Annotated in this window: 16 protein-coding genes, 1 tRNA gene and 2 pseudogenes; all 19 read right to left on the bottom strand. The window is 54.1% G+C overall.

Features of this window, described 5'->3' with window-relative positions; genetic code table 11:
- Nucleotides 1–247: 247 nt before the first annotated feature.
- Nucleotides 248–2,743, bottom strand: a complete 2,496-nt coding sequence (locus KM934_RS02895) for a TonB-dependent receptor domain-containing protein (protein WP_215759109.1) — start codon at nt 2,741–2,743, stop codon at nt 248–250.
- Between the two features lie 359 nt (nt 2,744–3,102).
- Nucleotides 3,103–3,173 (bottom strand) — tRNA-Gln (locus KM934_RS02890).
- A 141-nt stretch (nt 3,174–3,314) separates the two neighbouring features.
- On the bottom strand, nt 3,315–4,613 hold the full coding sequence (gene tyrS / locus KM934_RS02885; protein ID WP_215759108.1) for a tyrosine--tRNA ligase: 1,299 nt from the start codon (nt 4,611–4,613) through the stop codon (nt 3,315–3,317).
- A gap of 107 nt (nt 4,614–4,720) precedes the next feature.
- Nucleotides 4,721–4,960, bottom strand: a pseudogene (gene yidD / locus KM934_RS02880) (membrane protein insertion efficiency factor YidD); the annotation flags it as partial.
- 150 nt (nt 4,961–5,110) lie between these two features.
- Nucleotides 5,111–5,584 carry a ribonuclease P protein component gene (rnpA, locus tag KM934_RS02875; RefSeq protein ID WP_215759106.1) on the bottom strand — a complete coding sequence of 158 codons (474 nt, stop codon included), beginning with the start codon at nt 5,582–5,584 and terminating at the stop codon, nt 5,111–5,113.
- A gap of 36 nt (nt 5,585–5,620) precedes the next feature.
- Nucleotides 5,621–6,370 carry a uroporphyrinogen-III synthase gene (locus tag KM934_RS02870; protein ID WP_215759105.1) on the bottom strand — a complete coding sequence of 250 codons (750 nt, stop codon included), beginning with the start codon at nt 6,368–6,370 and terminating at the stop codon, nt 5,621–5,623.
- 6 nt (nt 6,371–6,376) lie between these two features.
- On the bottom strand, nt 6,377–7,405 hold the full coding sequence (locus KM934_RS02865; RefSeq protein WP_215759104.1) for a DUF4271 domain-containing protein: 1,029 nt from the start codon (nt 7,403–7,405) through the stop codon (nt 6,377–6,379).
- Nucleotides 7,406–7,420: 15 nt separating this feature from the next.
- Nucleotides 7,421–8,710 (bottom strand): methionine adenosyltransferase, encoded by a 1,290-nt coding sequence (gene metK / locus KM934_RS02860; RefSeq protein ID WP_215759103.1) that lies wholly within the window; start codon nt 8,708–8,710, stop codon nt 7,421–7,423.
- 691 nt (nt 8,711–9,401) lie between these two features.
- Complete coding sequence (locus KM934_RS02855; protein ID WP_215759102.1) at nt 9,402–12,218, bottom strand: M16 family metallopeptidase; 2,817 nt, start codon at nt 12,216–12,218, stop codon at nt 9,402–9,404.
- A gap of 168 nt (nt 12,219–12,386) precedes the next feature.
- Nucleotides 12,387–13,631, bottom strand: coding sequence for an FtsX-like permease family protein (locus KM934_RS02850; protein WP_215759101.1), 1,245 nt, complete (start codon nt 13,629–13,631; stop codon nt 12,387–12,389).
- A gap of 19 nt (nt 13,632–13,650) precedes the next feature.
- Nucleotides 13,651–13,986: a 30S ribosome-binding factor RbfA gene (gene rbfA / locus KM934_RS02845; protein ID WP_215759100.1), complete on the bottom strand. Its 336-nt coding sequence runs from the start codon at nt 13,984–13,986 to the stop codon at nt 13,651–13,653.
- A 73-nt stretch (nt 13,987–14,059) separates the two neighbouring features.
- Nucleotides 14,060–14,911: a glutamate racemase gene (gene murI / locus KM934_RS02840; protein ID WP_215759099.1), complete on the bottom strand. Its 852-nt coding sequence runs from the start codon at nt 14,909–14,911 to the stop codon at nt 14,060–14,062.
- 161 nt (nt 14,912–15,072) lie between these two features.
- The gene (locus KM934_RS02835; protein ID WP_394369477.1) at nt 15,073–15,642 is read right to left on the bottom strand and encodes an OmpH family outer membrane protein; all 570 of its coding nucleotides are present in this window, start codon (nt 15,640–15,642) and stop codon (nt 15,073–15,075) included.
- A gap of 150 nt (nt 15,643–15,792) precedes the next feature.
- Complete coding sequence (locus tag KM934_RS02830; RefSeq protein ID WP_215759098.1) at nt 15,793–16,287, bottom strand: OmpH family outer membrane protein; 495 nt, start codon at nt 16,285–16,287, stop codon at nt 15,793–15,795.
- A 174-nt stretch (nt 16,288–16,461) separates the two neighbouring features.
- The gene (locus KM934_RS02825) at nt 16,462–16,998 is read right to left on the bottom strand and encodes an OmpH family outer membrane protein (protein WP_394369478.1); all 537 of its coding nucleotides are present in this window, start codon (nt 16,996–16,998) and stop codon (nt 16,462–16,464) included.
- A 231-nt stretch (nt 16,999–17,229) separates the two neighbouring features.
- Nucleotides 17,230–19,803, bottom strand: a complete 2,574-nt coding sequence (locus KM934_RS02820; protein ID WP_252344865.1) for a BamA/OMP85 family outer membrane protein — start codon at nt 19,801–19,803, stop codon at nt 17,230–17,232.
- Between the two features lie 128 nt (nt 19,804–19,931).
- A pseudogene (locus tag KM934_RS02815) lies at nt 19,932–20,669 on the bottom strand (isoprenyl transferase); the annotation flags it as partial.
- Between the two features lie 42 nt (nt 20,670–20,711).
- Entirely contained in the window at nt 20,712–21,392 is a 681-nt protein-coding gene (gene porG / locus KM934_RS02810; protein WP_215759094.1) for a type IX secretion system protein PorG, read from the bottom strand.
- Between the two features lie 43 nt (nt 21,393–21,435).
- Nucleotides 21,436–22,797, bottom strand: coding sequence for a DUF6242 domain-containing protein (locus KM934_RS02805; RefSeq protein ID WP_215759093.1), 1,362 nt, complete (start codon nt 22,795–22,797; stop codon nt 21,436–21,438).
- Nucleotides 22,798–23,509 lie beyond the last annotated feature (712 nt).

The following is a 23,509-nucleotide window of genomic DNA, read 5'->3' as shown; positions in this document are numbered from 1 at the left end:
GCATTTCAAATCACTCCACATGCCGGATGAGCCAAATTTGTGTGGCGCAATGTCCTGAAGTCAAAAAAACAGGCATGGAGATTGTTCCATGCCTGTTTTTTATACCCCAATTAGTCGTTAGGTTGTCATTGGAGAGAGCCAATGGCATCTTAATAATCTTTCCGTTTCGGTCTGATGACCGATTTTGGGGATACGTGTTGGGGTGAAAAGCGAGCGGTTTGGCTATCGAAAACGGTTTGTTGCAGGGTTATTCGCCAACACCGTTGTAGCCGTTCATGCCTCCCGTCTCATCGTCCATCTGTTGCTGGTTGTCGTGTCCGGGCTTGCGCTTGGCGTTGTTGTTGCCAAAGTTCCATGTCACGGTGAGCTGCACACGGCGGCTGCCATGCTTGAACATTTGTTCGCGGCTGAACGTCTCCGACGACGAGAAGGTCCTGAACTTGCGGCTGTCGAGCAGGTCGCGGCAGTTGAGGCTCACCTGCAGTTTTTTGTTGAGGAAGTTCTTGCGCACGCCCAGGTCCATGCTGTACATGGGCTTGGTGTAGCCCTGTGCCGTCGATTGGCGACTGCGGTAGTTGCCGCTGGTCTGCACGGAGATGTCGTAGGGCAATTGCACCTGTGCGATGATGCGTGCGCTCCATGTGAAGTTGTGTTCGCCCTGGCCCGTCACGGTCTGTCCGTCAATGTCGTAGCTGAAGCCGTCGATCTTGTAGTAGTAAGCGTTGGCGTTGGTCGTCAGGTCCAAGAAGCGGAAGAAACGGTTCTTGAGCGTCATCTCCAAGCCTGCGCGTTGGTCCTTGGCCACGTTGAAATTGCTCGAATACATCTTACCGTCGGTGGAGCTCTGCCAGTTGATTCGCTGAATGATGTCGGTGGTGGGGCGGTAGTAGGCCGATACCATTAGCGAGTGCTCGGTCCATGTGCGGAGGTAATTGAACGAGAACGAGTTGGAGAATGCTGGCGTCAGCTCGGGGTTTCCGAAGCTCACCATCGTGGCGTCGCGGGTGTCGCGGAAGCTATTGAGCTGGCCTCCCCACGGGCGTTGCAGGCGTCGGGTGTAGTTGATCTGGAACTGGTCGTTGTCGGTCAGTTGGTACGACAGGAACACGCTGGGGAACAATTGGAAGTAGTCTTTCTTGAAAGGCTTGTCGCGCAGCGCTGGGTCGTTCTCCTGGGCCCAGGTGTAGCTCTCGGTGTTCACCTTCCAATATTCGCCTCTCAGGCCAGCCATGATGCCCAGTTTGCCAAACTTCATGGTGGTGGTGGCGTAGAGGGCGTGCAGGTCCATGTCGTAGATGAAGCGGTTGTAGTAGGCTTCGTCCATCACGGCTTGGCTTCCATCCCAGTTGTTGGGGTCCATGTAGCTCTCTTGGGGCGTGTTCTCATGCGAGAAGTCTCCTTGGTATCCGGCTTGCAACTTCAACTGTTCTGAGATGGGGTTCTCATAGTCGAGCTTCACCTCCCAGGAGCGGTTGTTAATGTGCATGGGTCGGCTCTGCCATTCGTAGTCGGTGGGAGTCGATCCGTCGGTCCACGAGGTGGAGTCTTGGTAGATGTTCTCGTCGTCCGATTTCCATTTGTTATAGCTCACCACAAAGTCCAAATAGTGTTTGTCGGTGAAGTTGTGTCGATAGTTGAACTCGCCATAATACATGTCCATTCCACCATCGCCCCTGGTGCTGCGGAGCATCAGGCGGGTGTCGGCGGGTGCGCCAATGGTGCCGTAATGGTAAGGAGTGGTGCTCCAGCTGTTGCTTGCGCTGTGCATGAGCATGCCGCTGAGCGACAAGTCGTCTTTCTTGGTGGCGTGAAGGGTGATGCCGGCACGTGAGAAGATGCTGTTGCTGCTTCGCGAGTTCTTGGCCTTGTAGCGTTGGTACGTGTTGGTGTTCAGATACTGCTGGTTGCTCTCGCTGCGGCCTTCGCCGGCACGATGTCGATAGCCCACGTTGGCGTATGCGTCGATGAGACCACTGTTCATGTTGATGTTGAACGACGTGTTGGCGCCGCCTTGCGTGTTGCCGCCTGCCTGCACGGAGCCGTAGTAGCCCGCCTTTCGGTCCTTCTTCAGTACGATGTTGATGATGCCCGATCCTCCCTCTGCGGAGAATTTGGCCGACGGATTGTCGATGACCTCAATGCGCTCAATCGACTCGGCGGGCAACTGTTGCAGTATCTGCGCGCGGTTGTCGGCTGTCAGGCCACTGGCCTTGCCGTTGATCCACACTTCCACGCTTGCGTCTCCTCGCAGCGATATGTTGCCGTCGTTGTCCACTTCCACCGACGGAATGTTCTCAAGAACATCGGTGGCGGCGTCGCCTGCGTTGGTGACGAGCTGCGAGACGTCGAACGATTTGCGGTCTACCTCAAGCTTCATGGTTGAGCGCATGCCCTTCACCGTTACTTCGCGCAGCAGGTGCGCGTCCTCGCGCATATATAATAAAAGGTTGGCGTTGGGGCTTTTCTCGGTGATGGTAACCTGCCGGCGTACGTCGCGGTAGCCCATCATCTTGGCTGTGAGGATATAGGTGCCGGGCTTAATGTCCACCATGTGAAACTGGCCAGTCATGTCGGTGACGTCGCCTTGCACCATCTTGATCGTGTCGTCGACGGTGGTGAGGCGCATGTTTACAAATTCCAGTGGGGTGTTGCGTTGCCGATCAAGAATTTTTCCCTTGATCAGTCCTTGTGCGTTTGCTGCCAGGGCGACCAACAGCAGCAGGGCGGTCATCGTTGTTTTCATGCGATGTTGTGTGGTCGTTAATGAGGATTTGTGTGTTATACGATTGATGTGTGTGTTGTCGTATAAGCAATCTGCTCTTTTCATAAAATCAATCTGTTAAATCGTATCAGCAATCTGTTTTGTTCATAGAGTCGATCAGTTTCGCAGAACCATTCTGTATTCTTCGCAGAAGCAAACCGGTTCTTTTAGAGCACCGTCCTGCTTTTCTCATCGAGTTCTTCCGCTTCTCTTAGAGCACATCCGTTCTGTTAGCGCTTTTTCTGTGACGTATTGGCGCCATAGGTTCGGCATGCGGGTGTCAATGCTCTACAAACGAAAATGCCAAATGCCTGAAATCAAGCATTTGACATTTTCGAAGGTTGTCGTACGCGGATTCGAACCACGACAAACAGAACCAAAACCTGTTGTGCTACCATTACACCATACGACAATCTTTCTGAGATATTAGCGTTGCAAAGGTAGTGGTTTTTTAGGCCACTACCAAATTTTTTATCATTTATTTATGCTGCAAGTTGCAAGAAGTTACATCCTACCGCATTGTGCGTGACGCTTTGAGCCGCGCTTTCGCGCATCACTTCACGGTGATGAGGTAGTAGTTTTTCTTGCCGCGCTGCACGAGCAGGTACTTGCCGTCGATAAGATCGTCGCTGGTGATGACCTGGTCGAAGGCCGTGAGCTTCTCCTTGTTGAGGCTCACACCGTTGCCCTTTACCATCTTGCGCATCTCGCCCTTTGAGGGGAACACGTCCCAACCGTCTTGGCAGAACAGGTCGATGGCCTTTCCTCCGAGCAACTCCTTAGGGAGCTCATAATGGGGAACGTCTTTGAACACGTCGTTGAGCGTGGCCTCGTCGAGTTGTGCGAGCTGGTCCTTCGTGGCCTTTCCGAAGAGGATGTTGCTGGCTGCGATGGCCATATCCAAGTCTTCCTTTGAGTGGACCATGACGGTAACCTCTTCCGCCAGCCTACGCTGCAACATGCGGCGGCCGGGGTCTTGCTTGTGCTCGGCTACCAGGCCCTCGATGGTTTCGCGGTCGAGCGATGTGAAGATCTTGATGTAACGCTCTGCGTCGTCGTCGCTCACGTTGAGCCAGAACTGGTAGAAGGCGTACGGCGTGGTGCGGTTGCGGTCGAGCCACACGTTGCCGCTCTCGGTCTTTCCAAATTTCTTGCCGTCGGCCTTGGTGATGAGCGGGCATGTGAGGCAGTAGGCCTGGGCCTCGCTTCCCAGTGTGCGGCGGATGAGCTCGGTGCCGGTTGTCATGTTGCCCCATTGGTCGTTGCCGCCCAATTGCAGGCGAACGCCGTATTTCTGGTACTGGTAAAGGAAGTCGTAGCCTTGCAGAAGCTGGTATGTGAACTCGGTGAACGACAGTCCGTCGCGCGACGTTCCATTGAGGCGCTGCTGCACACTTTCCTTCGCCATCATATAGTTTACGGTGATGTGTTTGCCCACCACGCGTGCGAAGTCGAGGAAACTGAAGTCCTTCATCCAGTCGTAGTTGTTGACAAGCTCGGCCTTGTTGGGCTCGTCGCCGTCGAAGTCGAGGAACTTAGCCACCTGACTCTTGATGGCCTCCTGGTTGTGATAGAGCGTCTCAGCGTCGAGCAGGTTACGCTCCTGGCTCTTTCCCGAGGGATCGCCGATCATTCCGGTGGCTCCGCCTACGAGCAGATAGGGCTTGTGTCCGCAACGCTGCAGGTGACGCAGCATCATGATGCCGCACAGGTGGCCGATGTGCAAGGAGTCGGCCGTGGGGTCGGTTCCAAGATAAGCCGACACCATGTTCTCCATCAGGAATTCCTCGGTACCCGGCGTCATCTGTGCCAACATACCGCGCCATTTCAGTTCTTCAACGAAATTTTTCATTCTACTATATTATTTATTGCCTTTGGGGCATGAATTTATTTGCTTTGTTTGGGGTGCTTGTTGGTGCACTTGGAGCCTTTTCTCAGGTCCTTGAAGGAGAAGCTGTCGGGCACGGGGTCGTATCCGCTCCCTCCCCATGGGTTGCATCGGCAGATGCGCCACACCGCAAGGATGAATCCTTTTATGGGTCCGTGCTTCATGAGGGCTTGCCTTGCATACTCGGAGCAGGTGGGCGTGAAGCGGCAGGCGGGAGGTGTGTAGGGCGTGATGAACATTTGGTAAAACCTAATGGGCATTACCATCAGCAACGCAACAGCGCGCGATAATGTTTTTAGGATTCTTTCCATAGGTTCGTTTGCCTTTCGGGGCGTTTGGGTCTTGTTCCCCTCTGTTGTGGTGCCCTGTTGCATCGTCGACCCGTGGATGAGGGGTGTGGAGGTCTTTGCCGTGGGGTTGGGGTGATTGCGGAGAGGTGGCGGTTAGGCCGTTGAGGCGTGTTATGCCTCTTGGGTTGTGGCGTGATGGTTGCCATCTTCGGTCTTCTCGAGTTTTTCCTTGACCCTTGTGAGCAGGTTGACGACCTTCTTTTCCACCTGCTCGCTGTCGTGCAGCTGTGCGTCGGTCCAGATGAATGCGAGCGCCACGGCCTTGTCGGCGATGATGCTTTTGTTCTTTCGATAGGCTTCTCTCACTTGCCGTTTCACGCGGTTGCGCTTTACGGCTCGCTTGAAGTATCTCTTGGGCACGCTGATGAGCATCTTTGCCTTGGGGCGTTGGGTGTTGGGCATGTTGCCGTCTTCTTGTTCCGAAGCGTTGTTGCCGTTGTGCTCTTCGTCCAAGGGCATGTAGACCACACGCAGGGGGAAAGCCGACATCGATCGGCTTTTGGTTCCCGCGAAGATGGCATCGATGAGCTTTTTGCTGCAGATGCGCTCTTGCTTATGTAGTGTGGCAGGGTATGTGTGGCTCATTGTAACGTATAGAGGCAGGCTGAGCCTGCCTTGTTGTTATTTGTTCTCCTTGTCGAGGTAGCTCCTGAGAGCGGCTACCATTGATGGGTATTCGGGTGTTCCTGCCATGAGGTCGAGCTTCATTCCGGCGCTTTCCACAGCCTTGGCTGTTGTGGGTCCGAAGACGCCAATCTTGTATTTTCCTTCCTTGATGCCTGGGAGCGACTCGCCGAGGTAGTTGACACCCGTAGGCGTAGAGAAGATGAGCATGTCGCAATCGAAGTTCTTGATTTCCTCTTCGGTGAAGTTGTTGCTTACCGTTCGGTACATGATGCACTCCTGGTGGTTGAGTCCCTTTGCGGTGAGGATCTTCGCGATTTCGTCGGTATGGGCGCTGCTTTGCGGCAGGAGGTACTTCTCGGTCTTGTGTCGCAGGATGTGCGGCATGAGGTCGTCGAACTTACCGGTTGCTCCGAAGAACACCTTTCTCTTGCGATACTGCGTGTATTTCTGAATGTAGAGCGAGATGCTTTCGGTGACGCAGAAGTATTTCATGGTCTCGGGGATGGTGAGGCGCATGTCTTTTGCTATCATGAAGAAGTTGTCGACGGCGTGCCTTGACGTGAAAATGATGGCCGTATAGGAGAGGATGTCTATTTTCTGCTGACGGAATTCCTTAGCAGTGAGTCCTTCTACCTTGATGAAGGGTCTGAACACCAGCTCTACGCCGTAGTTCTTTTCGATGTCGAAATAGGGAGATTTCTCACTAGCGGGTCTAGGCTGTGAAATCAAAATCTTCTTAATCATCTTGTTCTAAAAATTCGTTTTTAAAAGTTCATCAGTCAACACCAGGATACCCCACAGGGCTCCCAATGGCATGATTTCCAGGGTGCAAAAGTACAAAAAATTCTGCAGAAAGCCCCTGCTTCTTTGGAAAAAGATAATGTATGTCTTGTAAAAAGTGAGCAGTTTGCCCAATATGACTACCAAAACGGTATAAAGCACCATGCTTCCTATGGGTAAATTGAAGTACACCAAGAGCATGACAGATGGAAAAATAAGGATACCCTCGGTGGATGTGAGGAACAGGTTTGCCTTCATCCATTGTTCGTTATTTTTCTTATCAAAGAACACCCATCCCACAGCTGCGTTGAGGCATGCTTTCAGCAGGAAATAAGCTGCGAAGATGGCGGTATAGACGCCTATGATTTGGTAGTGGGGCAAGATAAAAGTCTCCTTGAAGGAGGTTTGGCGCCAGAGGAAGAAGAGCAACGAATAGAGTAGGCAGGTTTGCAGCACGAGGAAGAGCTGGAAGCGCAGCTCCGAGCTTGTTTCGGTGATGACGGTGGTGCCTTCGCTTTGTGGTCGGAAGAAGTTCTTGATCTGTCGGCCTATGAAGTTGCCCGATTTGGTGATGGCCAGCGTGGCGAGGATGAAACATCCCAGCAGCACCGACGTGATGAGGTCGTCGCCAGCGATGGTGTAGGGCACAGGGTCGCCGGCCACGCCCTGTCGGTATGCGGCATATTCGGGTCGGTAGACCGAGTCGGGTTGTACGAGCGACTTGCTGTGGTACAGGGGTTTGTTGAGCGAGAATCCCAATGGTACGTCGGCCTTTGTGGTCGGCGTACGCATGGGGTTGGGCTGCTTACTCCAGTCGACGTTTGGAAACTCTATGTTGGCTCGGATAGCCGAGTCTTGCTGCCAGGGCGTAGCATCCTTTGGCAGCCGACTGAGTATCTGTCGCGGTGTGTTCCAACCGTCGGCTTGATGGTTTGTCGCGGCGGCCTGCTGTGTGGTGTCGGCTGTCGCGATGGTGTCTGGAGTGAGCGTGTGTGTCATGTGCAAAGTGTGGGGTTAAAGGGCGAAAGCCTCGCGGATGCGCTCCACTTGGTCGAGTTTCTCCCAGGTGAAGAGCTCAACGGTCATTTCTTTGCGTTCGTGGTAATGGCTTGTGAATACCTTTTTCACTATTTCGTTCTTGCGTCCCATGTGTCCGTAGGCGGCTGTCTCGAGGTAGATGGGCTGCTTCAGGTTGAGCGTCGTCTCGATGGCCTTTGGACGGAGGTCGAACAGTTGGCTGACCTTCTGGGCAATCTCGCCGTCGGTCATGTTCACATGGCTCTTGCCGTAAGTGTTGACGTATACGCTAACCGGCTGGGCCACGCCGATGGCATAAGCCAGCTGCACGAGGATCTCGTCGCTGACACCAGCGGCCACCATGTTCTTGGCGATGTAGCGTGCGGCGTAGGCTGCTGAGCGGTCTACCTTCGAGGGGTCCTTGCCCGAGAAGGCGCCACCACCGTGGGCTCCGCGCCCGCCGTAGGTGTCGACGATGATCTTGCGGCCCGTGAGGCCGGTGTCGCCGTGGGGGCCTCCGATGACAAACTTGCCTGTTGGGTTGACAAAATACTTCTCGCTGCCATCGAAGAGTGCCAGCACCTTGTCGCTGAGCTGCTTCTTGACGCGCGGCATGAGTATGTTGATGACGTCCTTGCGGATGGTGGCCAGCATCTGCTCGTCGGCCTTGCGCTGTGCCTCGGGTGTGTCGTCGGTGGGTTTCACGAAGTCGTCGTGCTGTGTCGACACCACGATGGTGTCGATGCGTTGTGGCACACCCTCGTCGCTATACTCGATGGTCACTTGGCTCTTCGAGTCGGGACGGAGATAGGTCATTTCCTTGCCCTCCTTGCGTATGTCGGCCAAAACGCGCATGATGAGGTGGGCCAGGTCGAGCGTGGCGGGCATGTAGTTGTCGGTCTCGTTACAGGCGTAGCCAAACATCATGCCTTGGTCGCCGGCGCCTTGGTCTTCCTCGCACTCGCGGCTCACACCTTGGTTGATGTCGTCGCTCTGCTCATGGATGGCGGTGAGAATACCGCACGAGTTTCCGTCGAACTGATACTCGGCCTTGGTGTAGCCAATGCGGTTGATGGTGCGGCGCGTAACGGTCTGCAGGTCAATGTACTGCGATGAGCGCACCTCGCCCATGATCACCACTTGTCCGGTGGTGTCGAAGGTCTCGATGGCGCAGTGGGCCTCGGGATCGTAAGCCAAGAACTGGTCGAGCAGGGCGTCTGATACCTGGTCGGCAACTTTGTCGGGATGTCCTTCCGACACGGATTCGGATGAGAATAGATAACTCATTTTACATTACTTTCTTTTACGTGGAGACGCATGCGAGTAACCGTAAAATCTAAAGGGATTTTGCAGTTTTAGCATTTTTTACTGTGGTTGCAAGCAGCCAAATTCTTCCACAACGTTAAACAAATGTTTTAAAGTGGGTGCAAAGTTACGTGTTTTTGTCGTATCCTCCAAAAGAAAAGGGAATTAAGTGACGGTGAAAAAAATAATTGGTATAATTTGAAACATGTTGTATTCTTATAGTCTGTGTATGGAGCCAGTTGTCCAAACTCCTCATTTGACTTGTTGTGGAAACGCCTGCCTGAAGGATTCCATTTGGCTATGCCCCTAATATCATTGCCCACTCTTTTGCTTCCAATTCCTCCATAAAAATCTATCAATTGTTGTTCTCGTCCCCGTATTGCATCATAATTCTTAGAATATCGGTCCAACGTAGGATTTTTGAACCCTTGTAATTTGGGTTTAAGGCGGAAACTTGTTGTATCCGTTGCTAAATTATGGAAAAACTATCAAATGTGCAAATATTATGGAAAGAAAATTTGTCCCCAATCGGTCATTAGATATCCATTCATTGAAGTCTAATGACCGATGGGGGATTAACAAAAAAAATCCGGAAGGCCAGCTCTGTGGCTGATCTTCCGGATGGTGTGGGGTCGGGGTCGCCGTGTGAAGCGCCGTCCCGACGGGTTAGGGTTTACTCACCTGGCAACATCATGACGTTGACCTTGTTGGCACCCTTGAGCATCTCCTTCATAAAGGTGGCGATGGTTGCGGGCGTCTGCTTCTCCACCAAGCTCTTGTAGTTGGTGTAGTCGTCGAGGTGCAACATGTAGTCGGTATAGATGATGTCGTCCCAGAACTTGTTGGTCTTGGCGTTGTCGTCAAACTGCTTGAGCATGAGTGTCTTCACCTTGTCGACCATTTCCTTGTCGCAGTCGACGGCGAGATCCTTCACGGCCTGGTTCATGATTTTCACAGCCACTTCTTTCTTCTCGGGCTTCATGGGGCAGTAAGCAAGCACCTGTGTGATGTGGAATCCATCGTATGCGATGTTGCACACGGCCTGTGCGCCACAGGTGTAGGCGGCGCTGGCCTCCTCGCGAATCTGCTTGAGGTAGACCATTGAGAGCACCTGTCCTGCGATGCTGGCTCGGATGGAGTTCTCGAGCGAGTAAGGCATGTTCTGGTTGAGCCAGATGATGTATGCGGTAGCCTTCGGTGTTTCTTGCTTGCGCTCGAAGATGCAGTCGACGTTCTTCGTTGTAGGCTTGTCGGCACGCTGTGCCTTAGGTGCTTTTCCGCTTGTTGGCAGAGCGCCGAGATACTGGCAGATGAGCGGGCGGATGGTTGCCTCGTCGAAGTTGCCCACGAAGCTGAAGGTCCAGCCGGCAGCGTTGGCCATGCGTTCCTTGGCCATCTGCAGGATGCGGTCGTAGTTGATGTTCTGCACATCGGCGAGCTTCATGGCCGCCTTGCGCCATCCGTGGTCGTACATGCTGGCGGTCAGCGAGTCGCTGAGGGCCATTTCGGGCGACAGCTCACGGTTCTTCAGCATGACGTTGAACTGCTGGATGAGGTTGCTGTAAGCGTCGGGGTCTTTCTTGATGTTGGTGAAGTAGAGATAGGTGAGCTGCAGCATGGTCTCCACGTCGTTGGGTGTGGATGAGCCGTCGATGTTCATGCGCTGGCCCATGCTCAGTGAGGCGTTGGCGATCTTTCCGGCCAGAGCCTTTTGCAGTTCGTTGTTGGAGAAGTTGCCCAGTCCGCTAACGCCTACCACGTCGTCGAATGCCTTGAGGTTGGCGGCGTCGGCCTGTCCGTAGTTGGCCTCACCTGTTCCACCAAATCCGCTCATGATGACCTGGTCTTTCTTCAGGTCGGTCTTTTTCAGCAGCACGGTGATGCCGTTGCTGAGTGTCAGCACGCTGTAGTCGAACTTCTTGCTCTTCACCTCCTTCTTGATGGTTCCAGCCTTGGGCATGGTGGTGATGAGTGGCTCGTCCTTCACGTTGTCGACGTAAGCCTCGATCTTGGCGTTGCGTGCGTTGTCGATGGCCTTGAGCAACTGCTCCTCTGTGGGATACACGTTGCCGTCCTTCTCGTTGTTGAAGTTGAGGATAACCATGTTGGTGTCGCTCTTGCTCACCAGCTCGGGCAGGAGCTCGTTGAATGCCTCCACGGGCATGGCCGGAACCAGTTGCTTCATCATCGCATAGGAGGTCTCAATGCTGGGCATGGCCTCGTTCTCGAGGAAGTTGCCGAGCGCCTGCTGGTAGAAGGTGGTGTTGCGGCGCTTGTCCTTGTTGGAGAAATCCTTGTCGAGGCGGCTCAGGTAGTCTTGCTGGAAGCGCTTGTACTCGGTAGGCGTGAAGCCATACTTCATGGCGCGGATCACCTCGGTGTAGGCGGCCTGCAAGGCTTCGGCTGTCTGCTCCATGGTCTTCGGTATCACCGAGAGCTCGAAGGCATCCTTGGTCTTGGCCAAGATGTAGCTGCCATCGTCGGCGGTAGCCGACACGAAGGGGCAGTCGGCCTTTTGGGCCACCTCCGTGAGGCGCTCGTTGAGCATGGAGAATATGGCTTGCTTGCCATATTGGGTGATGGTGAAGAGAGGAGTCTGCTTCAGCGAGTCGGGGAACACGTCGTGCTTGAACATCAGCTGCACGATGGGCATGCGCTGCTCCTTGTCCTTGTCGATGATGACGATGGGCTTGTCGTTGTTGGGCACTTGCTCGTCAACCAGCTGCGCTGCGTTCTCCGGGTTCTTGATGTCGTCGAAGAGCTTCTTGATGTAAGCCTCGGTCTTGTTCACGTCGATGTCGCCAATGACGATGATTCCCTGGTGGCTGGGGTGATACCACTTGTGGTAGTAGTTGACCAGCTCCTGGCGCTTGAAGTTGTCGACGACCGACATCAGGCCGATGGGGTATCGCTTGCCGTACTTCGATCCGGGGTAGAGCTTCTCGAGGTTGCGCTCCAGCATACGGCTCGTAGCGGATGAACGCAGGCGCCACTCCTCATGGATGACACCACGCTCCTTTTCGATCTCGTCTTGCTCGAGCAGCAGTCCGCATGACCAGTCGCGCAGGATGAGCAGGCACGAGTCGACGGTGCCTTGGTTGTTGGTGGGCACATTGTCGATGTTATACACCGTCTGGTCGATGGCGGTGTAGGCGTTGAGGTCGCCACCAAACTCGATGCCCTTTGAGCGGCACCACTCAATGAGGTCGTTGCCCTTGAAGTTGTCGCTGCCGTTGAAGGCCATGTGCTCCAAGAAATGGGCGAGACCGCGCTGGCTTTCATCCTCTTCCAACGAACCCACTTTCTGAGCGATGTAGAAGTTGGCACGGTGCTCTGGCCAGTTGTTGTAACGGATGTAGTAAGTCAGTCCGTTAGCCAGTTTGCCGACCCTGAAGGCAGTGTCGGCAGGAATCGTCATGTTTTGCATTTGAGCCTGGGCCAAACCGCAGACCATGAGCATCATGGCGATAAGTGCATTTCTGATTTTCATAAAAGGAAACTATTAGTGATAAAATCTATCACAAAATTATAGCTTTTCTTTCTAATTGTCAAGAAACACGACCAGAAATTGCAAATTTTATCGGTTTTTTAATCACAATCGGCCATTAGATGTCAATGTTCGTTAGTGCATGCTTCGAGCGGGTTGCGACGCTTGGGCTTATGCGCCAGGGTTGGCCGACGTGTATCGTTTGGTGGCCGATCGCACGGTGTACCATACGGCGCTCCATCCTGCCACAATCACGGTGGCGAACACCGCGAGCACGTCGATATAGTGAACGCTTACGGGATAGGCGTTCACCACGTAGCTGCCGTCGGTGTTGCCCATGTGCACAAAGCCATACTGTTGTTGCAGGGCGCAGAGCGTTAGGCCAACAGCGATGCCGATGAGTGCGCCGAAGACGCTGATGAGGCGGCCCTCGAACAGGAACACGCGGCGTATCTGCTGGTCGGAAGCGCCGAGGTTTCGCAGCGTCTCCGCATCGTCGCGCTTGTCGATGATGAGCATCGAGAGCGAGCCGATGATGTTGAAGCATGCCACGATTAGGATGAACGTGAGGAAGATGTAGGCCATGAGCTTCTCGATCTGCATGATCTTGAACGTGTCGTGCTGTTGCTCATAACGGTCCTCCACGAGATATTTGCCGCCACCGATTTGCTGCATCTGTTTCTTCACAGCGTCGAGGTCGGCGTTGGGCTTCAGGCGAAACTCGATGGCCGACACCATGCCTTGCTGCCCAAAGAGGTTTTGGGCGAATCCCAGGCTGGTGAGGATGTGGTCCTTGTCGTATTTGCCTTGGTTTACGGAGAACACCACACCGGGCGAGAGCAGCGAGTCGACGACGAAGCCGTCTTGCGCGTTGCTCATGTCCAGCTGGCCCTCGCGTTGCGGCGCGTAGACGTGAAGATAGTCTTTCCATTGCGTTCCCGTGCCGAGCGTTTGCGCCAATCGGATGCCGGGCACGCCAAACTGCAGGTTGGCGGTTTGCAACTCAAACCGGCCGTCGCCATAGAGAATCTCGGTGATGTGGGTCAGGTCGGCGAAGCTGTCGTCGACACCCTTCACCGTGACCATGGCCTGTCGGCCGTTGTACACGGCCAAAGCCATGTCTTCCAAGGTCTCAGTGGCGATGGCCACATCGGGCAGGCGGCGCATCTCCGTCAGCACGGGGTCGTCGGCGGGAACGGTCTTGCCCTGCACGGGAACCACCTTCAGTTGTGGGTCGAAGTTGGTGAAGAAGCTCGCCACAAGGTCGTGGAAACCATTGAACACGCTCAGCACGATGACCAGCGCCATGGTGGCGACGGCCACACCGATGACCGAGATCAGCGAGATGATGTTGATGGCGTGTGTCTTCTTCTTGGAGAAGAGATAGCGGCGGGCAATGAAAAAGGGAAAATTCATTTTGCGGAAAACCAGTGGTTTATTTCTTCAGCAGTTCGTCGATGTGGTCGATGTAGTCGAGGCTGTCGTCGATGAAGAAGCGCAACTCGGGGATGATGCGCAGCTGGTTGTGCACGCGTCGCCCCAGTTCGTAGCGGATGCTCTTCTCGTTGGCTGTGATATTCTTCAGCAGTTCCTCACCGTTGTTTGATGGGAAGATGCTCAGGTAAGCCGTGCAGATGCTCAGGTCGGGCGAGATGCGTACGCGTGTTACGCTGATAAGCACGCCGTGCATGCTGCGGGTTTGGCTCTGGAAGATCTCAGCCAACTCCTTTTGCAGAAGTCGTGATATGCGGTTTTGTCTTGTCTCTTGCATGTTGTTTGTTCTATTTTAATTGGATGTTAATGATTCTTTTATGCGTTGTTGGTGGTTGCAGCCTTGTTCGTCCTTAGGAGGCTCGTTCTTGCCCCAGGTCCACATGTTCCACATCGACGTTCTCGTGCAGGAAGATGGATGCTGTTTCCTTGAACCGCTCGGGACTTTCGGTGGTGTAGTAGCGGCACGTGGCACCTCGTGTCAGCGTGGTGTCCATCTCGGGATGTCGGCGTAGATAGTCTTTCAGGCTGCTCGCCACATACTCGCCCTGTGGCACGATGGTCACTCCCGGCTTGGTGTATTTCAGTATCTTGGGCATGAGGATGGGGTAGTGGGTGCAGCCCAGAATGATGGTGTCGATGTCGGGATCTTTGAGCATGAGCTGGTCCATGCGCTTCTTCACGAAGTAGTCGGCGCCTGGCGAGTCGGCCTCGTTATACTCGATGAGGGGCACCCAGAACGGACAGGCTTGCCCCGTCACCTTGATGTTGGGCCATAGTTTGGCGATCTCGAGGTTGTAGCTCTGGCTCTTCACCGTGCCTTCGGTGGCGAGCAATCCCACGTGGCCGTTGCGGGTGAGCTTTCCGATGATCTCGGCCGTGGGACGTATCACGCCCAGCACGCGCCGTGTGGGGTCCCATTGGGGCAAGTCGTTCTGCTGAATGCTGCGCAAAGCCTTTGCCGACGCGGTGTTGCAACCGATGATGACAAGTCGGCAACCCATGTCGAAGAGCTTGCTTACGGCCTGTCGGGTGAACTCGTAAACCACGTCGAACGAGCGTGGGCCGTAAGGAGCGCGGGCGTTGTCGCCGACGTAGATGTAGTCGTATTCGGGCAACAACTGTCGTATGCCATGCAGGATGGTCAGGCCGCCGTAGCCTGAGTCGAAGACGCCGATGGGGCCGTTCGCTTGTGGATAGTTCATGACGTGAATGTTTGGTGTTATGTATGGTGTGTGCGCCGTGTGCCCGTTGATGGCTCGCAGCGTGTTTTTTTCGGCTTATTAGCCGTGCCTATCGGCTTGTTGGTTGTAGCTTATGGCTGGCCGCATCGCTACCGATGGCTTGTCCATAAGTCCTGTTTGGGTTATTGCAAGGCTGCGTTTACGTCGGCCTGAACGTTGAATCCGGTTGTTGGGTCGATGAATGGCACGGCGTCGTTGTCGGTGTTGAGGATGAAGGCAAGGCCCTTCTCCTTGGCCACTCGCTGCAGGGCGGCGGTCAGTTTGTCGCGCAACGGCTTGTAAATGTTGCCCTCGGCCTCCTTCAGCAGTCGTTTGGCCTCTTCCTTAAACGCCATGTTCTTCTCCATCAACTCTTGCAGTTCGGCCTGGCGCTTGTGGCGAATGGAGGGCGCAAAGTCGCGTTGCCCATCGAGGAACATCTCGTATTTCTGGTTGAACTCCTGCTCCACGCGCTTCATCTCGTTGACGTATTTGGTCCGCAAGTCATCGATGTTTCGCTGGGCGATGACATAGTCGGGCATCGACTTGAACGCTTCCCGATAGCTGAAATAGCCGAAGCGGAACGGTTGCACGTTGGCGCTGGCGTTGTTGGTTGTGGCCATCGACGTCTCGGTTGCCACGGCGTCGTAGCCTTGAGCGAATGTCACGAGTGTAGCCGTGGCAGTGATGATTGATAGGAAAAGACGTTTCATCGTTTGGTGTTTTAGGGTTGTTGAGGCTTTGTGGCGCAGCGATAGGGGTTGCAAATGCCGTGTGCCACTTGTGAAAAGGCAACCGCCCGCAGGAGCAGGTGTTCACCTTTTCCTGCGGGCGGATGGTTAATGGTTTGTGTGCGGGTGAGCTTACTTCATCTTGGTGATCTCAGCCTGCACCTTGCTGGTTACGTCCTCGACGGCTGTTCCCATGTAGGGTGCTGAGCCTTCCTCGAAGATAAAGGTGTAACCACCAGCCTTACCAACGCTGCTGATGGCGTTCATGATCTTGGTCTGGATAGGCTGCATCAGCTCCTGCTGCTTCTTCTCCAGCTCCTGCTGAGCGTCCTGGCTGGCCTGCTGAATCTTCTGGCTCAGGTTGGTCAGCTCGGTTTCCTTCTGCTCCTGCTGTGTCTGGTTCATAGTGCTCTTGCCCTTCTGGTAGGTGTCGAGCTGGCGCTGGAACTCATTCTGCATGCTTTCCAACTCGTTGCGCTTCTGCTGCTGCAGAGCCTGGAACTCGCCGTTGGCCTTTGCCACCTCGGGCAGAGAACTGAAGATGGTTTGAGAGTTAACCTTGCCAAACTTCTGTGCGAATGTGGCCAACGGAGCCATCAGCATGATCATTAATAAAAACTTTTTCATGTTCTTGTCTAAAATTGATATGATTTTTTCTTGTTAGGTTTCTGGGTTTTCCACTTCACGTGCCACTGTTTGCGGGAATCCGCATTGGCGTTCGCATGACACCGCGGATAGGCAAGCCGGCTTTAGCGGTATCCTATTGGCTTTTGGGGTGTGTGCCACGTGCGTGGTTGCGGCTTAATATCCAAGTTTTTGCAGCACCTCTTGCGAGATGTCGATCTTGGGTGAGCCGTAGATGATGCCCGTGTCGGAAGCTCGGTCTATGACCAGCGAGTAGCCCCGGAGGTCGGATATCTCCTTCACGGCGTTGTAGATCTCCTCTTGGATGGGCGTCATGAGACTCTCGCGCTTTTTGAAGAGTTCCCCTTCGGGACCGAAATACTTCTTCTTCAGGTCAGAGGCTTCTTTCTCCTTGGCCATGATTTGCTCTTGTTTGGCCTTCTTTTGCTCCTGTGAGAGGAACACCACCTCGTTCTGATAGTTCTTGTACATCGTAGAGGCTTCGGTGTTGAGCGCCTCCACTTCGGCCTGCCATTTCTTCGACACCTGGTTGAGTTGCTCGTTGGCGCGCTCATAGGCGGGTATGTTTTTCAGCACATACTCCATGTCGACCAATGCGAATTTCTGCGCCTGCGCCTTGCCTATCGGCATGAGTGCGAACAGGCAAAGGACGAGGAGGCTTGCCAGCCGGCTGCGTCTTTCCTTATGGTTCATCGCTTTCATGTTCTTTCTTTTTTAGTTTGTGGGTCGTGTTTGGCATGGTGCCAACGTCTGTTAGACGTTTTGCCCATTCATTTGTTACACGCCCCTTCCTTTTTTGTTGTGAAGGTCTTGGCCCGCTATCGTTTATGGACAGGAGTGTGGCTCCTGTCCACTGATGGCGTAAGCGTTGTAGCTTCCTTTTCCGTTGGTTGTCTTGCGACGGATAGGTTTCTCCGTTTAGGGTTAGAACTCCTGTCCGAGGATGAAGTGGAATTGGCCTCCACCTTGCTGTTGTCCAAGGAAGTACTTGTCGAAACCGTAGGCCCAATCGATACCCATCAATCCTACCATAGGCAGGAAGATGCGAACACCGATACCTGCCGAGCGCTTCATGTCGAAGGGGTTGAACTTCTTCGTGTCGTTCCAAGCGTTACCTCCCTCAACGAAGGTGAGTCCGTAGATGGTGGTGTTGCCCAGCATAAACGGATAGCGCAGCTCTAAGGTGAAGCGGTCGTATGCGTATCCTTCGTATCCGTATGGTGTAAGATTACCGTTGTCGTAACCACGCAAGCCGATGGTCTCTGTGGCGTATCCATAGGAGTATCCGCTCATGCCGTCGCCACCCATGTAGTAGGTCTCGAACGGGCTCTTCTTGTATTTGTTGAAGCTTCCGAGCAATCCGAGCTCCACGCGTGTCATGAGCACGAAGGTTTTCTGTGCCGATGTGAGTGCGGTGAATGTGCGTGCCTTGAACTTCCACTTGTGATACTCAATCCAGCGATACTTCTCTTGCTGCTCCTTCACGTAGCTTGCCGAGTGGATATCGGTAGCGAGGTTCTTGTAATCCTTTCCGTCCCACAGCGACCATGGCGGTGTGATGGTGACGCTTGCCGTAAACTCCGAACCCTGGCGTGGGAACAGTTGGTTGTCGGTGGAGGTGCGGTTGATGGCGATGCTCAGGTTCAGGTTGTTTGAGTTACCGTTGGTGAGCAGGAAGTAGCGCCAGTTTTTCAGCATGTAACGCGTGTATGACAACTGCACGGAGAGCGTGAAATAGTCGTCGGGCCATCTCAGGCGCTTACCCCATCCCACGTTGACGCCCAACATCTTCACGTACTTGTCGGGGTCGTAGTAGTTCTGGTAGTTCTGGTAGTTGTAACCGTAGCTGTTGTAACCGTAGAGGTAGTTCATGTAGCTGTTCTGCCAAGCGGTGTTGTAGTAGTTGCTCGACACGTCGGTCGACTTGGAGAAGTAGGTTCCGACAGAGAACTGGATGGGTCGCTTGTTTCCAAACCAGTTGGTTGAATAGCTCAGGTTATAGCTTTGGTAATAGGAGGCATTGGTCTGCACGCCGAGCGAGAGCTTCTCGCCGTCGCCCACGGGCAGTATGCCGCGGTGCGCCTTGTTCTTTCCGAAGAGATTGGCCATGGAGAAGTTGTTGAGCGTGAGTCCCACGCGGCCGATGATACCGGTCTGTCCCCATCCGAGTGAGAACTCCACCTGGTCGTTCGACTTTTGCTCAAGGTTCCAGTTCACATCGACCGTTCCGTCGTCGGTGTTGGGGCGCACATCGGGCACCACCTTTTCTTGGTCGAAGTGTCCCATCGACGCCAACTCACGTGCCGAGCGCATCAAAGCCTCGCGTGAGAAGAGGTCGCCCGGCTTGGTGCGCAGCTCGCGTCTCACCACGTTCTCGTACAGACGGGTGTTACCGGCGATTCGCACATGGCTCAGGTGTGCCTGCGGTCCTTCGTAGATGCGCATCTCCAGGTCGATGGAGTCGCCCACGACGTTCACCTCCACAGGGTCGATATGCGAGAACACGTAACCGTTGTTATAGTAAAGGTTGCTCACGGCGTCGTCGTCTGTGCTCAGTCGCTTGTCCATGAGTTTCTGGTTGTACACGCTTCCCTTGTGCAAGCTGAGGTAGTGGGAGAGCAGGTCGGAGTTGTAAACGGTGTTGCCCACCCACTGCACGTTGCGCACGTAGTATTTCTGTCCCTCTTCGACCTTTATCCACACGTTGACGTGCTTTGGGTCTACGTTCCACACGCTGTCGCCCAGGATGGTGGCGTCGCGGTATCCCAGCTCGTTGTATTTCTCGATAAGCTTCTGCTTGTCGGCTTTCCAGCGCTCCGGGGTAAACTTCTTCGACTTGAGGAATGTGGCCAGTTTGCCCGCCTCGTGTGTCTTTGCGAATGCGCCCTTTCTGAACAGTCCGCCCTTGATTCTGAGATTCGAGAGTTTCTCGTTTCCCTCGATGACGATGTTGCGGACGCGCATTTTCTCCTTCTTGTCGATGATGACGTCGAGTATCACCTCGTTCTTAGAGGCCACGTCGTCGCGCTGTTGTATCTCGATGTCGGCGTTTTTGAATCCCTTGTCCTCGAAGTATTTCTTTCCCAGGATTTTTGCTCGGTCGATCATGTTGGGCGTGATTTGTCCGCCTTTGAGGATGCCCAGCTTCTGCTCCATGTCCTGCCGCTCGCTCTTCTTCAGACCGATGTAGTTGATTTGCGATACGCGTGGACGCGCCTTCAGCGAGATATGCAGGTACACCTTGTCGCCCACGAGGGAGTCGGCGGCAATCTGCACCTCTGAGAACAGTCCGTGTTTCCAATAGCGTTTTACGGCTTCGGTGATGGCAGTTCCTGGCAGTTCGATGTGTTGTCCCACTGTCAATCCGGAAATTCCGGTGAGCATGTAATCCTCGTAGCCGCTCATTCCCGATACGTTGATTCCGCCGATGACCACGTCGCGTGGTGATCCGGCGTATGTGATGTCGGGAAATACGATCTTGTCCTGTGCGTTTGTCATGGCGCTGCAGGCCAAGAGCGCGAGGCTCAACAGGGCTTTATGTTTGAATTTGTACATCCTTAGTTTGCTATGTGCTTAGTCTTATATGTGTGTTTGCGATGGTTTCGCGTGTGTGTTGTGGAGATTTGCTACTGTTCGTTCTCCACTTGCGCCTCGGTCTTTCCGAACCTGCGCTGTCGTCCTTGGTAGCTCTCTATGGCCTTCTTGAGGTCGTCCTCGGAGAAGTCGGGCCAATAGGTGTCGCAGAAGTAGAGTTCCGAGTAGGCTATTTGCCAGAGCAGGTAATTGCTCACCCTGCACTCGCCTCCTGTTCGTATGAGCAGGTCGGGGTCGGGCATGAACGGAGTCTGCAATCGCTGAGCGATGTATTCCTCTGTGATATCCTCGGGTTTCAGTTGTCCGGGCTTTTCGTTGGCCTCGGCCACGATCTGCCTGACGGCGTTGGTGATTTCCCACCGTGCCGAGTAGCTGAGCGCCACCACCATGGTCATGGCGGTGTTGGCCGCGGTGTGCTCCTCGGTCTCGTGCAGCTTCTGTTGCACGTCGGCGGGCAGTCGGCCCACGTCTCCGATGACTCGGAAGCGCACGTTGTTCTTCATGAATATCTCGTCTTCGAGCGAGGTCAGCACCAGTCCCATGAGTGCGCTTATCTCGTTGGCCGGTCGGTTCCAGTTCTCCGTAGAGAAGGTGTAGAGCGTGAGGTACTTCACTCCGAGGCGCGTACACTCCGAGGTGATGCGCCTTACGGTGTCCACTCCGGCCTGATGGCCGTAGCTTCGGTCCTTTCCTCTCTCGGTAGCCCATCGCCCGTTACCATCCATGATGATGGCGATGTGCTGTGGTATCCGTGTCATGTCCATATTCGTTGCTTTATCATGTACGAATGATTGCTTCTGTTTTCCGCCACCTTATTCTTTATTACACGTCACGCACTTGGGCATGAAGCTGTAGGTGAGCGTTAGTTGCAGGGTGGAGTAGCAGTCGGTGTTCTTGAAGAGTCCGGTGCTCTCTATGTAGTAGGGGTCTTTCACCCCGTCGAGCTTGTCGCTCTGTGCGAAGTGGATGGCCCATTCGAGCCCCACGTTCAGGCGTTCGGCGAGTTTGTACTTCACTCCCAGTCCGATGGGCAGGTTGAACGCCACCTGCCCTTTGTCGTCGGTGTCGGCGTAGGTGATGCCCAGTCCTCCGAACACGTAGGGTGCCAACCGTTTGGCTCCTCGGTAGTCGCGCCCGGTGCCATAGGGCAGGAAGTTGTACTCGTAGGCCACTCCCACGTCGAAGAGCTTGTTCTTAAACTCGTAGGGTTTCTCGGCGTAGTCGGGGTAGAAGGTTTCCACGTCGGCCGACGATCCTTTCATGGTTCCGTAGCTTACGTTCATCTTCAGGGCCATGTAGGGGTTGAAGACGTAGCGTGCCAGCACTGTGGCCATGGGTTGCAGGTCTTTGGTCAGGTTGCCGTTGAAGTCGCCCAGGTAACCCATCAGGCCCACTCCGCCACCTATCTCCATGCGGTATTGGGGATCGTCTTGCGCCTTCAGGGGGCCGCAAGCCATCGCCAGGAGCGCCAATGTGAGCATCAGGTGTTTCATGAGTGGGCGGTTTGTTGGATTGTTAGCCAAAGATATTTACAGACTATTTGTTGAAGGACGTCTGCTCCGTCTTCCATCCGAGGCGTGCCAATCGGCCCGAGAGAACCGTTGACAGTTGTGCCTTGCTAAAATAGAGAATGTTGTTGCTGTCGCAGAAGAGCGCCGCAGCCGTTGGGTCGGCCTGTATGATGGGTGTGGCATAGAGGTCGACGCTGCTCCAGGTGAGTCCGTGGTCGAGGCTCTTGTAGAAGAGCGATGTGCTGCTTCCTGTGGCGAGCAGTCCGCCGTCGTAGACCACCACCTGCAATCCTTCGAGGCAGGGCAGGGTCTTTTGGTTGTAGCTGTCCTCGGGGAGCAGTGCCCAAGCGTTGTTGTCGGCGTGTTCGCCGTTCTCCTCCACCTTGGTCCACACCACCGTCTTGCCGTTGCGGTTGCCGATGAGTGTCAGGTTGTTGGTGTTGGCGTTCACCTTCGAAGGCATTGCCACGAGGTTGATATCGCTTTCGGGCAGGGCGTCGGCGTTGCTGTCGAGCGCGTCGTTCACCCATGTCTGTCCGTCGGTGGTGTAAGCCAATCCGCTGGTTGTCAGCGCGTAGAGTCGGCTTCCTGATCCTCCGATGATTTGCTTGATTTGGTTGGGAGTGTCCATCTTGCTCCAGTTCACCCCGTCGGCCGACTGGTAGAGATAACCGTTGCTGTAGGTATAGAGGCTGTTGCCCAGTGTGGCGACGCTCTTGTAGGCGTCGTCGCCCTCGAGCTCCGAAGCCTTTTGCCAACTGCCGTTTACGAGTTGGTAGCCGATGGTCTTGTCGCTGGCCTGGCAGAAGAGCCACATGCTGTTGCCGAGCTGTGCGAAGCGTCGTGCGCCCAGCTGGTCGGCGCCTTCGGCTGTGGCCTTTCCCCATGCAAACTCGTCGCCAGTCTGCTTATGCACGTTGAGCTTCAGCACGTACTCCTTGTAGGCGTTGCCGCGGTTGCTGTAGACGCGCACCTTGATGGGTGTGGAGAGGTCGATCGAGTCGGTCGACTGGTAATAGCCGATGCTGTCTCTTCCCCACATGTCCTTCAGCTTGAGCATGACCACGCCGCCGTTCTTGGTTGAGAACGAGCAAATCACGTGCTTGGCGTCGCAGTTGACGGGCAGCGAGTCGGGGTTGTAAATCAGGGCGTTGACCTGATCGATATAGAACTTATAGCTGCTGCCGGCGATTTTGGTGACATAAATGCTGTCGCCCGTACCGTCGGTCTTTGTGGTGTGGTTGTAGCGGTTGATTGTACCCAGCGAGAAGGCTGTGATAGCGGTGTCGTCGTAGTATGTCACCTCGACATCAGTGTCGCTGAGGCAGGAGGTCAAAGAGACCATTGCTGCGACAATGATGAGCAGCGAGAATAACTTTTTAATCATTTTTGCGCGCGTATAATTTATAATTTAGCTGCAAATTTACGGAGATTTCTTTAATTTATGGCCATATTTCGGTGTTTATTATGTTAATTATCGAATTGGTGGCCTTTTTTAAGGTTTGTTTCAGAATGGGTTAGGCCGTTTGGCACGAGCGTAGAAGGCATAAAAAATGGCAATACGATCACTCGCACTGCCATTTTTCGTAAGGATATTGCTATCGGCTTTCGGCGCGCCACCAAACAAAAAAAACTTGACTCGTTTGGCGTTGTCGTTTTGACAATGGCATCCTCTGCCGGAACGGGTCCAATGACCCTATAACAATATTCTCACCTTTACCTTAAAAAATCTATCAAACTACTAACCTAATGAAACTTTATTGGAATCTTCTCACGAAGACACCGCAAAGATACACATTGTGCTCGTTCACGCCAAACTTTTTTGCAATAATTTAGATAATTCTATTGCATTTTGATGAAATTTTACGAGTTTTATTACAAAAGCCGCTTAATTAGGGCGATTTTACACTCTATCGCATCCCCAATGCACACATGTTGCTGTGATAGGTCATGGCGCCTGGTTGGAGCGCCCGCAACCCTCATTTGGGTTCGAAACCGCTTTTACGCAATCGTTTACGTTCAGAACGAATGAAAAATATCCCATTGTGCCACCCTGGATCAGAGCGTCGGAAAGTTCCGTCCCGTAGTTGAAAACCATT

It is taken from the genome of Hallella faecis (assembly GCF_018789675.1).
GTDB lineage: Bacteria > Bacteroidota > Bacteroidia > Bacteroidales > Bacteroidaceae > Prevotella > Prevotella faecis.
Note: the sequence above shows the minus strand (reverse complement) of the source record. Positions and strands in the feature narration are given on the sequence as shown.